Annotated in this window: 13 protein-coding genes; 10 read left to right on the top strand and 3 right to left on the bottom strand. The window is 44.9% G+C overall.

Annotation, left to right across the window (positions count from 1 at the left end):
• Window positions 1–64: 64 nt before the first annotated feature.
• A complete protein-coding gene (locus tag AC6I7V_RS16465; RefSeq protein WP_498012283.1) occupies window positions 65–673 on the top strand; it encodes a DUF3299 domain-containing protein in 609 nt (202 codons plus the stop codon).
• Here the strand turns inward: AC6I7V_RS16465 and AC6I7V_RS16460 are convergent.
• Window positions 660–1,541 carry an EamA family transporter gene (locus AC6I7V_RS16460; protein ID WP_255232402.1) on the bottom strand — a complete coding sequence of 294 codons (882 nt, stop codon included), beginning with the start codon at window positions 1,539–1,541 and terminating at the stop codon, window positions 660–662. The genes AC6I7V_RS16465 and AC6I7V_RS16460 overlap by 14 nt on opposite strands.
• Before the next feature lie 299 nt (window positions 1,542–1,840).
• Between AC6I7V_RS16460 and AC6I7V_RS16455 the strand changes: the two genes are divergently transcribed.
• The 9 genes from AC6I7V_RS16455 to AC6I7V_RS16415 all read left to right on the top strand — a co-directional run bounded on the left by AC6I7V_RS16455 (window position 1,841) and on the right by AC6I7V_RS16415 (window position 12,560).
• Entirely contained in the window at window positions 1,841–2,725 is an 885-nt protein-coding gene (locus AC6I7V_RS16455) for a LysR substrate-binding domain-containing protein (RefSeq protein WP_150868508.1), read from the top strand.
• A gap of 102 nt (window positions 2,726–2,827) precedes the next feature.
• Window positions 2,828–3,712, top strand: a complete 885-nt coding sequence (locus AC6I7V_RS16450) for a carbohydrate ABC transporter permease (RefSeq protein ID WP_498012282.1) — start codon at window positions 2,828–2,830, stop codon at window positions 3,710–3,712.
• Between the two features lie 24 nt (window positions 3,713–3,736).
• On the top strand, window positions 3,737–4,708 hold the full coding sequence (locus AC6I7V_RS16445) for a carbohydrate ABC transporter permease (RefSeq protein WP_498012281.1): 972 nt from the start codon (window positions 3,737–3,739) through the stop codon (window positions 4,706–4,708).
• Window positions 4,709–4,714: 6 nt separating this feature from the next.
• A complete protein-coding gene (locus AC6I7V_RS16440; RefSeq protein ID WP_498012280.1) occupies window positions 4,715–5,995 on the top strand; it encodes an extracellular solute-binding protein in 1,281 nt (426 codons plus the stop codon).
• A gap of 107 nt (window positions 5,996–6,102) precedes the next feature.
• The gene (locus AC6I7V_RS16435) at window positions 6,103–7,554 is read left to right on the top strand and encodes a CehA/McbA family metallohydrolase (protein ID WP_498012279.1); all 1,452 of its coding nucleotides are present in this window, start codon (window positions 6,103–6,105) and stop codon (window positions 7,552–7,554) included.
• Window positions 7,544–8,278, top strand: a complete 735-nt coding sequence (locus AC6I7V_RS16430) for an HAD family hydrolase (protein ID WP_255232818.1) — start codon at window positions 7,544–7,546, stop codon at window positions 8,276–8,278. Before AC6I7V_RS16435 ends, AC6I7V_RS16430 begins: the two co-directional genes overlap by 11 nt.
• 9 nt (window positions 8,279–8,287) lie before the next feature.
• Window positions 8,288–9,424: an ABC transporter ATP-binding protein gene (locus tag AC6I7V_RS16425; RefSeq protein ID WP_498012278.1), complete on the top strand. Its 1,137-nt coding sequence runs from the start codon at window positions 8,288–8,290 to the stop codon at window positions 9,422–9,424.
• Between the two features lie 289 nt (window positions 9,425–9,713).
• Entirely contained in the window at window positions 9,714–10,913 is a 1,200-nt protein-coding gene (locus tag AC6I7V_RS16420; protein ID WP_498012277.1) for a GGDEF domain-containing protein, read from the top strand.
• 120 nt (window positions 10,914–11,033) lie between these two features.
• Window positions 11,034–12,560 (top strand): putative bifunctional diguanylate cyclase/phosphodiesterase, encoded by a 1,527-nt coding sequence (locus AC6I7V_RS16415; protein WP_498012276.1) that lies wholly within the window; start codon window positions 11,034–11,036, stop codon window positions 12,558–12,560.
• Here the strand turns inward: AC6I7V_RS16415 and AC6I7V_RS16410 are convergent.
• Together AC6I7V_RS16410 and AC6I7V_RS16405 are read right to left on the bottom strand one after the other, a co-directional pair.
• Window positions 12,553–13,140 carry a TetR/AcrR family transcriptional regulator gene (locus AC6I7V_RS16410; RefSeq protein ID WP_498012275.1) on the bottom strand — a complete coding sequence of 196 codons (588 nt, stop codon included), beginning with the start codon at window positions 13,138–13,140 and terminating at the stop codon, window positions 12,553–12,555. The genes AC6I7V_RS16415 and AC6I7V_RS16410 overlap by 8 nt on opposite strands.
• 91 nt (window positions 13,141–13,231) lie before the next feature.
• Complete coding sequence (locus tag AC6I7V_RS16405; protein WP_255232411.1) at window positions 13,232–13,405, bottom strand: hypothetical protein; 174 nt, start codon at window positions 13,403–13,405, stop codon at window positions 13,232–13,234.
• Window positions 13,406–13,674: the final 269 nt, after the last annotated feature.

The raw sequence follows: 13,674 nt of genomic DNA, 5'->3' as shown, positions 1-13,674 counted from the left end.
CGCTGCGGTCATCGAATCTACTTGGTGTGACTGAGATACTCTATCTAATTTGGGGCACAAACGAATGAAAAACATATTACTGATGTTGGTGCTACTCGCACCCTGGGTTGATGCAGCAGAAAATTTGTCATGGGATTCTCTTCGCCCGCAGAACACGCAACAACAAAGCTTATCGCCAAGTGATAAAGCATTGGTTACAGAAATTTATGTGTATGAGGTGGCTCAGCAAAGCCGCAGACTCAGCCCAATGGAGCACGATGGTTACATCAAGCGCATTGAACTGGCAGAGAAAAGAGGCTTAAACGTCAGGCAGGCACTCGATGAGCTGGTAAGTGGTAAGCGTTACGCCAATGCTATTATTCCAGACTTGGAAGTGAACGACATGAAGCTAGGTGGCTTTTTAGTGCCATTAGAGATGAAAGGTTTGGTTGGTACACAATTTATTTTGGTACCGACGGCGGGCGCATGTATCCATACACCTCCACCCCCTGCTAACCAAACCATCTTGGTTAATTTCCCAGAAGGGTATCAGATGCAAAGTCTTTATACGCCAGTCTGGGTTGCAGGAGATATTAAGACAGGAGGCGTATCCGCGTCTGTCGCGCTATCGGATGGTAACCAAGATGTCGAGATTGGTTACGTTATCGATGCCTCAAACATTATGGCTTATTAGGTTCGCTAACAGACACTACCGATTGGGTTCGAGTTTTAATAATGTCTGATATCGAAAACCAAATTATCAAGGCCACTGAACAGCTTATTAACATCACCTCTTGAGCCGAAGGTTTCGAATATAGCACTGATTCAAATAAGTAAGAGATCGCTGGAATTACTGAGAGCATACAGACCGTCAGTACAGGCTTAGTGACCTCCATTCCTTTCTGAAGTAAGAAAAATGGAAGTACAAATCCAAATACAGAAAGCCCAAGCACCTCGAGTATGCTCACTTCTCCACTAAGGCTATCGCCCGTTGATAAGACAACGCCCAGCGCGACAATACCAGATAATAGAAAGCGAAATGCTAAGATCTCATCAATAGACAGGTCACCCATAAACTTAGCGTTCGATTTTAATGAAATTAGTGCGGCACCGATTCCAGCAAATGCAGCCAAAACTAACCCCACTAACAACGCTACATTCATCACATTGGCCTTAAGGGCAAACAGCAGAGTGAGTAACACTATTGTGGAAGCTTGCGCTAACCTACCTAAACTCTCACGAGTAAACACAGATACTGCGACAACGGCCACTGCCGACTCAAATAAAGCGGCACTGGAAGCTGGAATATAGATCAAAGCCAAATGAAAGGAGAAGAATGCTAGCAAGGTATATACATTCATCTTCGTCAATGAGACTACTTTTTCTTTATTGAGATTCAGGTTTCTCGTAACCATAAGTTTGAACAGAAAAAATATCGAGCACAAGAAAAAGGATGTCGCAGAGAAAATCATGATCTCTCCACTACTAAACTGAAAACTAACACGAGACAAAGCGAATGCCTGCAATGTCACCGAGGCCAAAATAAACACAAAACCCAACATGTCTAGTCCCTTATGTTAATTAAATAATACATAATACACAAAAACACGTTTTCAATGACGAAGTCAAAAATGGTAAGTGCAACTAAATGTAACGAGATAGTGATGTTATTTTTCCAAGCGATTAACATTCTGTCTAAACGTGAGGGTGGTCAAACTATATTCAATCTACCCACCATATAGAGACTTGGAGATTGCCGAAATAGTCGATATTTTGTTTAGTCATTAATCTGTAACGCGAACTGCAAAAAACTGAAACCTGATTGAAGTAATTTTCACTTTTATTTCAATTAGGTGAAGCCATGTTACCCCCTCTACGCGCCCTTGTAGCATTCGAAGCCGTTGCCCGCCTTGGTTCAATTGGTGCGGCGGCGCGCGAGCTGTGTGTTACCCAAGCGGCGGTAAGCCAACAGCTCAAAAGTCTAGAGACCTTTTTCGATACCACACTGTTTGAACGCAGCTCAAAGGGCGTACGTTTAACCTCGGCTGCGCAACAGTATCAACCGATTGTTTCGGGATCACTTGCTCACCTAAAGCTGCAAACACAAATCCTATTTGGTGAGAAAGAGACAGACGTGTTGAGCCTGCGCGTTAATCACACCTTCTGCCATAACTGGTTACTGCCACGGCTCGCCTCTTTCTATCAAAAGTACCCCTTTATTCGTTTGGATATTCAGCTGGTGGACTGGCCATCGACCACGCCTTGTCAAAATGTAGATATCGAACTGACCAACGGCAAAGTCGAGAGCGAAGACACTCATTTTGAACGACTTTTCCAAGAGCATTGGCAATTGGTTTGCAGCCCCGAGTTTAAAGAGCGATACCAAGAGCAGCTCGATGCTCGTGACTTTGCTTCATTGCCAACAGTGCAAGTGAAAGGCTATCGAGAGAACTGGTTGCAGTGGCTTAGCCATAATCAGTTTGAGATGTCACTGCCGCAAGTTCAGCTAGAAATTAGTAACTCACTGCATGCGTTAGAGGCGGTTAAGCAGGGCGTTGGTGTGCTGCTGGTGAGGTCGTTGGCGGTGACTGAACTGCTTAAGAAAGGGGAGGTGGTGCTCGCGAGTGACGCCTTTATGCCTGCTGAATCTGCCCACTACCTGATTACCAAACATAGTCGAAGTGCCAAGGTGAATTTCTTCTGTGATTGGCTCTATCACCAAATTGAAAGTGCAGAGCCTGAGTAAAGGTTTTCTTATGAGTGGCCATAAAAAAAATGAGGGGCGCTCTTACTAACCTGTCACATAAAACGCTTAGTTTAAGCACATACAAACAAGGATGAGGTCACCATGAGTGCTTTCTCACAACACATGACAAATCGACTGAAAGTGCTGCTGTTTACCGCGCCACTGTTAGTTCCACTGTTTACTTTTTGGTTAGTGCCGTTTGGCTACTCCATTTATATCAGCTTCACCGACTGGGATTACATTTCGCCAGATTACGACTTTGTCGGGCTCGAAAATTACCAATACATGGTAGAAGACTTTGAGTTTCTGCAAGCGGCGATGAACACCTTCTGGTTCTCACTTGGTGTCGTCGTGCCAACCATTCTATTAGGTCTTGTGTTTGCCATGTTACTGCACAAAAACTTTAAAGGCAGCCAGTTTTACCGCGCAGTAATTTTTTCTCCTTGGATCACGCCTACGGTCGCGGTGTCGATAGTTTGGTCTTGGGTATTTGAGACTAAATCTGGCCTAGCGAACCACCTGTTACAGGCGATGGGCTTTAACGCGATCCCTTGGTTAGAGAGCGGAAATACTGCGCTAGTTGCGGTGATTATTGTCACGGTATGGCAGGCAATCGGCTGGACGATGCTGTTCTACATTAGCGCGCTCAACAAGATCCCTGAATCGCTTTATGAGGCGTCTTTGATTGATGGTTGTAGCAGCCTAACGCGTTTTCTAAAAATTACCTTACCGCTTATCTCGCCAACCACGTTCTTCTTAGTGGTGGTCAATATTATCACGGCAATGCAGGCGTTCGATCAGTTCCAGATCCTAACCCAAGGCGGGCCGGGCGGAGAGACACGCACCTTGCTTTACCTCTTCTATCAGCAAGCGTTTGAGCGCTATGAGATGGGACCAGCTGCAGCGACTTCCTTGGTGATCTTCCTCATCACTGGCCTGCTCGCACTGCTTAATACCTATATGGGCAAACGCTGGGTGTATTACTAAACCGGATTTGAAAAGGACAACATCATGAACACGCAAACATTAGATGCGAATCCGGTGATTCGCACAACCAGACCACTAAAAGGCAGCAGTGCGAGAGCGCAGCGTTCTTCAGTGGCGGTGAAAACAGAAAAACAACCATCGAGCACAGCATCGGCAACTCGAGTTAATGTGCAGTCTCTGGCTGCATTGAGTAAGCACCTGTTCTTGATGATGTGCGGCACCATCATGGTATTCCCATTCTTGTGGATGCTATCGGGCTCGCTGAAAAGCAATGATGAGATCTTTGCGAACCCATTAGATCTTATCCCTTCGCAGTTCCGTTGGGAGACATTCATTGAGACTTTCCAGAGCGCGCCCTTTGGCTTGTATATCTTCAATAGCTTCAGTGTGGCTCTGTTCACTACGCTATTGGTGATCATCAACTCGGCGATGTTTGCTTACGCCCTGACTCAGTTGAAATTTCGCTCTAAAACCTTGCTCTACTTTGTGGTGATGGGGTGTTACATGCTGCCGGGTGCCGTGACCTACATTCCTTCTTACATCACGTTGGCCAAGCTAGGGCTTTTGGATTCTCACATGGGCTTAATTGCGTCTAACGCAGCCTCGGTATTTGGTGTGTTCTACCTGCGCCAAGTGTTTATCAAAGTGCATCCATCGCTGGTTGAAGCGGCGCGTATTGATGGCGCAGGCGAGCTAAAAATTCTTTGGGCGATAGTGCTACCGCAGTGTCGAGCGGCAGTGGCAACACTATTTCTTATCACCTTTATCACTAACTACAACAGTTACATGTGGCCGAGTCTGGTTATCACTACTCAGGAGTTAAACCTGATTGCGACCGGGATTCGTCACTACTTTATCGCTGAAGGTAACTACGGTTTGAACTGGTCGCAGATCATGGCGGCGAGCACCATTGCTGTAATGCCTTTGTTGATTCTATTCGTCATCTGTCAAAAGACGATTCTTTCAGGTATCGCCGATAACGGCGTAAAAGAGTAAACGGAAATGAAACTAAAAACTCTCGCACTAGTGTGTGCTGGCGCAGCAAGCGCTTCTATGTTCTCTAGCAGTGTTCTTGCAGCAACAGAGGTTAACTTCTGGTATTCCGGTGGTACTAAGCCTCAACAAATGATGACTAAGCTTATTGAAGAGTTCAACGCGAGCCAAGATGAGTATGTTGTTAAGCCAGCTCTACAGGGTAACTACACGGAAACCTACCAAAAGCTGCAAGCAGGTTTGGCGTCTCGAACGGCTCCTGAACTGGTTCTTCTTGATTCTGGTCGTGCAGAAGCGATGCACGGACGTGGATTGAGCCGTGACCTAACGCCATTCATGGATGAAGAGTTTAACTTCTCTGACTTCATCGGTGCATTCAAAGATCAAGTGACAGCAGACGATGGCACTGTGATTGGTTTGCCGGCTTACGGTACCACTCAGGTGTTCTACTACAACAAGCAAGTGCTGGCTGAGCACGGCTTTACTGAGCAAGACCTAGCGACTTGGCAAGGTGTAGCAAAAGTCGCTGAGAAAGTGACGCAGCGTGACGACAAAGGCAACACTACTTTTTATGGTTGGGAGCCGATGTGGGGTCAAGACAACATGATCGATGCGGCATTCTCTAATGGCGCCAAGATCATCAGTGATGACGGTAAGAAAGTGCTGATCGACTCTCCTGAGTGGGTTGAGGTATGGGACAGCTTCCGTCAATGGATTCACGATGATCAGATCATGCGTATTCACTACGGCGGTCAGGGCTGGGAATACTGGTACAAGACTATCGATGACGTGATGAAAGACAACGCGCTTGGCTACACTGGCTCTTCTGGTGACCAAGGTGACTTGGACTTCACTAAGCTTGCAGCGACCACTCAACCAGGTTGGGGCAATCACCCATCAGCGCCACAAGCGGGTGCGCTGGTTTACGTGATGCCAAAGGGCACAGATGACAAAGCGGCACAGGGTGCGTTTGAGTTTGTTGAGTTCTACACCAATGCCAAGAATACAGCAGCTTGGTCAATGTTCACAGGTTACATCCCAGTACGTAACAGCGTATCTGAGGTGCCAGAGTACCAAGCATTCACTCAAGACAACCCACAAGCTCTGATTCCTTTGAAGCAGGCGAACACGGCGACTAAAGATTTCCTTGACCCAACCAACGGAAAGATCATGGATGCTCTGAAAGTCGCGGCGGATCAAATTCAAATTCAGAACGTGCCAGCAGAAAAAGCGTTAAAACAAGCGGCGAAAAAAGCGCAACGTGCATTGGATAGAGCGAATCGTTCATAACGTCGGGCTTAAGACATCCCGTATCTAAAACAGTAGCCCATCAATGTGGTGGGCTATCATCTCATCGCTCTTTGTGATGTTTAATGTAGAGCAACTTGGTGAAAGCAATGAACCAATTTCAAGGTGAACTCTCTTTTGGCAGAGTGCGAATTCCCTTTCATGTCCCTGCGGACGTTGATGCCGTTAAGATTACCGGAACGACGGTAACCAAAGGCTTCTTGTACGCTGCCGCTTACGATGCCAATCAAAACTTTCGTGGCAAGGTCCTGTTTGAAAAAGACCATAAGTCTCTAGTGATTCAACGACAGGCATCAGGTTTAGGCGCGATTGACGGCCCACTAGAATCCGGTGAGTGGTTTGTCGAGCTGTACAATCTTGAAGGTGAGTTTCGTCGTGAGCGAGCGATGCAATATCACGTCGATATCGCCTTTCCTGAATCATCGAATGTTGAAGAACTAGATCTTCAACCGGTGGTGACACTGTCACACCAGATCGAATTTGATTACAGCCAGATGCTGAGTGCAGAGTCGCGTTGGTATCGTGGCGATCTTCATGCTCACACTCAGCTTTCCGATGGACACAACACGCTAAGTGCCGCGAAAGAGATTGTTGAGTCGCAAGGCTTGGATTTTTTCTTTATTACCGAACACAACATATGTCAGCCGAAACTGCCACTTTCAAAGCAGTGCCTGTTTCTGCCCGCATTAGAAGTTACAACCGATCTTGGGCATTTCAATGTTCATGGTCCAAGTCATTCTCTGGATCTAACAGAGGTTGAACATACGAGTCAAGCCACTATGGAGGCGGGGCTACAGCTTGCCAAAAGTGGACACAGTTCCATTGGCATTAATCACCCGATGATGAGGCCGTGGCATTGGCACTACGATGAAGTACTGCTGAGCCAAGTCTCAACCTTTGAAGTGTGTTGTGACCCAACTTGGTCAACGTCACCGAAAGCGACCGAAGATGCCTTAATGGTACTTAGTGAGATGTGGAACTGCGGTCAGCGCATTACCGCGATTGGTGGCAGTGATTCACACCTAGAACCTCACGAACGCAACCCAAAAGCGACCGAGCCTTCCATTTACGGTGACCCTTCAACCTTCGTGTATAGCCACGGCTTGAGTGGAGAAGGGATCTTGGCAGGTCTGCGTAACGGACAAGTGTATCTAGAGCGCCGTTGCGGTCTGAAATTCGATATTAACCTTGGCGATCTGCTGCCTGGTGAAGACAGCAAAGGTCAAGCTCTGACCTATCGATTATCTGTTCGCGATACGGAACATGACTACTACGCAGAGTGCGTAGTCGATGGACAAGTGATCGAAAGAATCGACCTCACGGATGAAAAGCAAAGTCTTTGCGTTGAAGCGGGCTATCACTGGTGTCGTATTGATATTCGACGCGGTTCATCTTCTCAATACGACTCAGCATCGCAACAAAACGGTGAGTTTGAAGGCTGCATTAATGCCGTCTTTGATGGCACTCAACCACAATTTAACCAACCTCTTGTCGACACTTGGGGTGAACTTATGGAGCGAGTAAATAGTGATGAAGTTTAAAGCACTATTGTTTGATAAAGACGGCACCCTATTGGAATTCCACAAGATGTGGCTCAACGTTTCTCGTGGTGCAAGTGAGCAAGTAAAAGCCTTCAGTGATAACCATCAAGGTAATCAAACTGTCACGGTTACTGAGTTACTCTTGGCTATCGGAGTTGAGGGCGATGTGGTTGATAACTATGGACTATTAGCTTCTAACCCAGTTGAAGATACCGCGATTGCATGGTTCAAAATGCTAGAACCTTTGGTATCTCTGACTGAGTTTACTCAAGTCACCAAGGCGGCTTTCAATAACCAAGTGGAAGAGAACCCAGAGTGGGTTGAAGCACTACCGGGGGTAACGGAAAAGCTGACCTCGCTTAAGCAGCAAGGCATGTATTTGGGCGTAGCAACGGCTGACACCAAAGACTCGACTGTTTATACGTTACAGCAATCGGGCTTGAGCGAACTGTTTGATTATGTTGGCTATTCTGATGGTGATATTGAGCCTAAGCCAGCGCCTGCATTGTTGAATGCGTTCTGCGAGCAGTGTGGTATTGAGCCGCATGAAGTGATCATGTTTGGTGACACGGTATCGGACATGGAATTTGGTCGAAATGCTGGTGCTAAGAACGTGGGAGTACTCACTGGTACGGCAAATCACGCCGAATTAGAGCCAATGGCTGACTTGGTGATTCATTCGGTTGCCAACTTCGACCCTCTAGAATTTAACGAATTGATTTAAGGACTGGTTATGGCAGAAGTAACCTTAAGAGGCGTTGAGAAGACCTACCCAAACGGCTTTAAAGCGGTACATGGTGTCGATCTCAATATTCAAGAAGGCGAGTTTATGGTGTTTGTCGGGCCGTCTGGCTGTGCCAAGTCCACCACACTGCGCATGATCGCTGGGCTAGAAGATATCTCAGAAGGCGATGTTTATATCGGGGATAAGCGCGTGAATGATCTTCCCCCTAAAGATCGTGGTATCTCGATGGTATTCCAGAATTACGCGCTTTATCCGCACATGTCGGTCTACGAAAACATGGCTTTTGGATTAAAGCAGCAAAAGTTGCCAAAGCACGAGATCGACGAGCGTATTTCAGAGGCGGCAAAAACGCTGGATATTGAGCACCTATTGAATAACAAGCCGGGTGAGATGTCGGGTGGTCAGCGACAACGTGTGGCGTTGGGTCGTGCCATGGTGCGTAAGCCGGATGTGTTCTTGTTCGACGAACCACTCTCTAACTTGGATGCGAAGCTGCGAGTTTCAACGCGAGTGAGCATTGCTCAGCTGCACGACAACCTAAAGCAGGAAGGGCAAAACGCCACCATGATCTACGTGACGCACGATCAAGTGGAAGCGATGACTTTGGGCGATCGCATCTGCGTTCTTAATCAAGGCGAGATCATGCAGGTTGATACGCCAATGAATCTTTATCATCACCCTGCAAACAAGTTTGTGGCGGGTTTCATTGGCTCGCCAGCGATGAACATCATCAAAGCTCGTATTGATGAGATAGATGGCGTGATAAATGTATTGTCGGAGAGCGGTGTTCGTTGGGAACTACCTCAAGATAAACAAGCCGTTGCGCGTGCCAAACTGGGTGAGTGGGTTTGGTTTGGTGTTCGTCCTGAACACATCAGCCTTGCGAATCACGACGCGCCGCTGTCTGAGGTAAATACTCAAAACCATTGCCTAGGTGTGGTGGAGTCTATGGGTAACGAGCTGTATCTCTACTTCCAACTTGGTCACGATAAAATGGTGGCAAGAGTGCCTTTTGATGCCGACCGAACGGCGGAAAGTGGACAAGAGACAATGCTTCATTTTAATACCTCGCAGTGTCACCTGTTTGATTTAGAGACCGAACAGACCCTCGTTTCTCAATGCTGAATAAACCAATGCTACAGAGCTAAAGTCACCAAATCGTGAAGAGAAACAAATCCCTATTCGTTAACAAAGCGAATGGGGATTTTTTGTAGGGGGAGAAAAATGGTCCAGAGATGTGATTTATATTAAAAACTGCTATGCTATTTCGCTGATATTGTTGTGATGATGTGCGGTTTAGTGCATTTTTATTGGTTTAATGAAAAATGGACGCGAGAGAAGGAAGATAGCAAACAACATATCATGTTTAATAAGGGCGGTATGATATGGCTCTCTATCCTATTTAAGGAAAAGTATGGATAATTTCCCGTTAGACATAAGAACTCTAAGTATAATTTTCATTATATTCTCACTTACCTTCAGTATTGGTTTGTTATTATTCCAGTCAGCTCAGAAACAAGTCCGTGGGCTTGCCCTTTTTTCATCATCCATGTTTGTGATTGGCATCGGCACTATACTTTTAAGCCTGAGAGGTTTTATCTCGGATTTTATGAGTATTATTGTTGCAAACTTAACCATCGTTTATGGTTTTCATTTGATATTACGTAGTCTGACTGTTTTTCGCCGCCATTCAAGTCAGATTGTTCAATATAGCCGCATTGCACTGTTTTTCGTTTTAGTCGGTTTTGTTCAATTTACTTATTATGAACCGTCTATTCAAAATCGTATTATTATTCTGAGTCTCTATTTAGCATTCGTAACCGCAAGCTCAGCGATGGTGATACTGAATGGTAAAAAGAATGATCTTTCGTTGGCAGTCAATATGATGGCGTTGCCTTTTGCTGTTTATAGCGTTTTTATGACTTTTCGAGCTATGAAAACGTATTTTTCACTGAACGAGACGAATAACCTTATTAGTGCGAACTACTTAAATGAATATACGTATGTTTTTAGTATAATTCTTATTGTGTCTATGTCCTTCTCAATGCTTTGGATGATAAATGCGAGGCTCGTACATTCACTTCAATGCCTTTCACAACAAGACCCACTGACGGGATTAAAGAATCGTCGAGCTCTGGAGCAGGAAGTAAGGAAACATCAAGCAGAAGTGATTTATAAGCCGGGTTGTATTGTCTTACTAGATATCGATAACTTCAAACAAGTGAATGATCAGTTTGGACATCTTGTAGGTGACGATGCGATCAAAGCTCTAGCGACAACGGTATTGAGGTTAGTTGATTTACCCAATACGGTCTTCCGGCTTGGAGGAGATGAAATTCTAATCTGGCTGCCGAATTCGAACTTAGAACGATCCGCTGCGCTTTCAGAAAAGTTACGCTCGGAGATTCAGATGATTAAATTCGAGCACCAACCATCTCTGAAAATTACGTCAAGTTTTGGCATCAGCTTACTATTAGAAAATGAAAAGTGGAAAGACTGCGTCGCTCGTGCGGATAGAGCTCTTTATCAAGCAAAGCTAAAAGGACGAAATACAATTGTGATTGAACAGCCAGATAGCAATCACTCGATACCAACAGAAGCGCTAAGTAACTAGGCGAAAAGTCAGTTCAGTGGAGCCTGGCATTGTGTAGATTTTGATTTGTAATAGTGTTTCGTGATGGATAATTTACAAAAATGAGTCGTAATATATTAGATTGATTAACAGCAACTAACGATGAATAAAATAAAACGATATCCTACAAATATAGTGTTCAGTTACTTAATACTGTCATCATTATGGGTCTTTTTTTCTGATCTTGCAGTTGAGTTACTATCAGATGACTTACAAGAACATGCCTTAGCACAGACAATTAAAGGTCTTATCTTTATCATTCTGACGTCTACTTTATTGTGGATAATGGTGCGGAAAAATAATCGTGATATAGAGAGAGCCAATGACCTTGATAGTGTAACTGGACTGCACAGCCCATCAGTTTTTTATCGATATCTAAACAAAAGGCTGAAAACTTCCCAGGCCACTGACCACTATGTCCTCTTCTTACTCGACATTGATAACTTCAAATCTGTCGCAGATCAGATTGGTTTTGAAAATACCAATTTGTTTTTAAAAGATATCGCACGGTCCATTGAGCTTCCTGTAGAGCATCTGCCGCTTTCGTCTCGCGTACACTCCGATGGTTTTGCGTGTTTAGTCAAACTCAATAACAAAGAAGACATTGAATCCTACATTGCTCTCGTACATCGTAGATTCAATCAATGCGCCTATCGTTATAGTAGCAACGCAACTTGCTGTATCGGCGCTGCTCTATTTCCTTCGGATGGACATAATGCAAAACAACTAATGGCATCAGCGACTCACGCCTTAACTCAAGCAAAAAAAAGCAAAAATTCAATTGAGTTTCATAATCCTCAACTCACAGAGCTTGAACGCCAACGTCAAGAAATGGTGCAAGAGCTACGTAAAGCGATTGATGAAAAAGCGATTGATATTGTGTTTCAGCCGAAATATCACATTGAAAGTAGGCTTGTCGTAGGTGTGGAAGTGCTATCCCGTTGGACGCATGAACGTTATGGTGTCGTTTCACCAGACATTTTTATCGCGTTAGCAGAAGAGAATAATTTTTGTCGAGATTTAACGACGTTAGTTCTAGAGAAAACGGCGGAACAACTCAGAGCTTGTGGTTTGCTTGGGAATGTTCTGAAGAGTATTTCGGTCAATATTTCAGCGGTTGAATTAAATAGCGTAGATGACATGGACTATCTGGATAATTATCTACGCAAGGATGCCGAGTTTGCTCGCCTACTTTGTCTTGAAATCACTGAAACCGCGATTCTAAAAGACATCGATCAGTGTGCAACCGCAGTTCAAAAATTGAAAAAACATGGGGTATCATTTTCGATAGATGACTTTGGTGTTGGTTACACCTCTTTTGGTATATTCAGCAAGTTAGAAGTTGATGAGATTAAAATTGATCGCAGCTATATCAATGGGCTAGAAGATGATTATCGTTCACGAACCATTACATCTGGGATCATTGATATAGCTCGTGGGTTTGGCATTCATGTGGTGGCAGAAGGGGTTGAGAATGCCCAACAGTTGTCAATTTTAAAAACGTTAAACTGCGAACAAGCCCAAGGTTATTATCTTGGTTATCCTATGCCGTCTAAACAGCTAAAAGAAAGTATCATCTCTGAAACAGAATCTGACCTTGTAGAGCCAATCTATAACGACTTTATTTGAATGGGTGATGCTTAAAAATATCTTCCACCATGCTATTGAGCAGATCTAAGTCATCGCACGTTTTTGCGTAAGTACGCAAGCCTGCAATTTGTACCTGTACATGGCGAGCAAGCTGTTTGGCATCGCGGCTTTGCTCTACTTCGCCAAGTTGCTGCGCTTCTACAACCAGTTTGGCAAACTCACCTTCCATGATCACTAGGCACTTCTTTGCTTCATCCAGTAACTCTTGGTGTTCTTTGGTCAGCTCTGCGACAGTTTTGGCAAGCATACACATGCCATTAGGAGCACTCTGTTTTGATTCGACGACAACCCGTCGTACAAAGCTCTCTAGTGCTTTAAGCGGGGAGCTGTTTTCTTCACGAGCACGCGCTAGGTTCTTTTTACCCAATTCGGTATAGCGGGCCAGTGTCTCTTTAAACAGACCCTCTTTACTACCGAAGGTAGCGTAGATACTGCCTGGTCGCATGTCGATCACATCTTGCAGGTTACGCATTGATGTGGCGTGAAAGCCTTTTTCCCAATAGAGATTGGTGGCTTTGTCGATCACTTCTTGTCTATCGAATTTCGCTGTATTTGCCATTGGGTAACCTTAAAGACTTTGAACACGTGTTCAACATTTTAAGCATGGTCGGCGTGAGAGTAAAGGACCTCACGAGCTGGAGCAGTGGCTGTTAGCTATCCACCACTTCAACCGTTTTGTGTTCTGCACCGTAGTAGGTGCCTTCATCTATGGTGTACATCAAGGTTTCGCTGCACTCCGGGCACTCGAACTCTTCATTAGGCTCAATGGCTTCATCTTCAATCCAATCCCAACCCACATGCTCTTCACAAGAAGGACAGTTCATATGCTTGCCTCACTTTTAGTTCATCAATTTTTTCAGCGGCGCATTATACCCATACGGCTTTTTACCGCAATATGCACTGGCAAGGTGCAACTTGTTGTCTATTTGGGCATATACTGATTATGTTCTATGTCACTTCTAGACTTATTGGGTAGTGTCTAGCTTCTAGAAACGTAATAAAGCCCTATATTTTATGTGCTTAGATGTTATTTTGAACACTGTTATCTCAGGATGGCATATTTATTGTTTAATTTGACAATTAGATGATCTCG

It is taken from the genome of Vibrio sp. KUL70, assembly GCF_059725515.1.
Note: the sequence above shows the minus strand (reverse complement) of the source record. Positions and strands in the feature narration are given on the sequence as shown.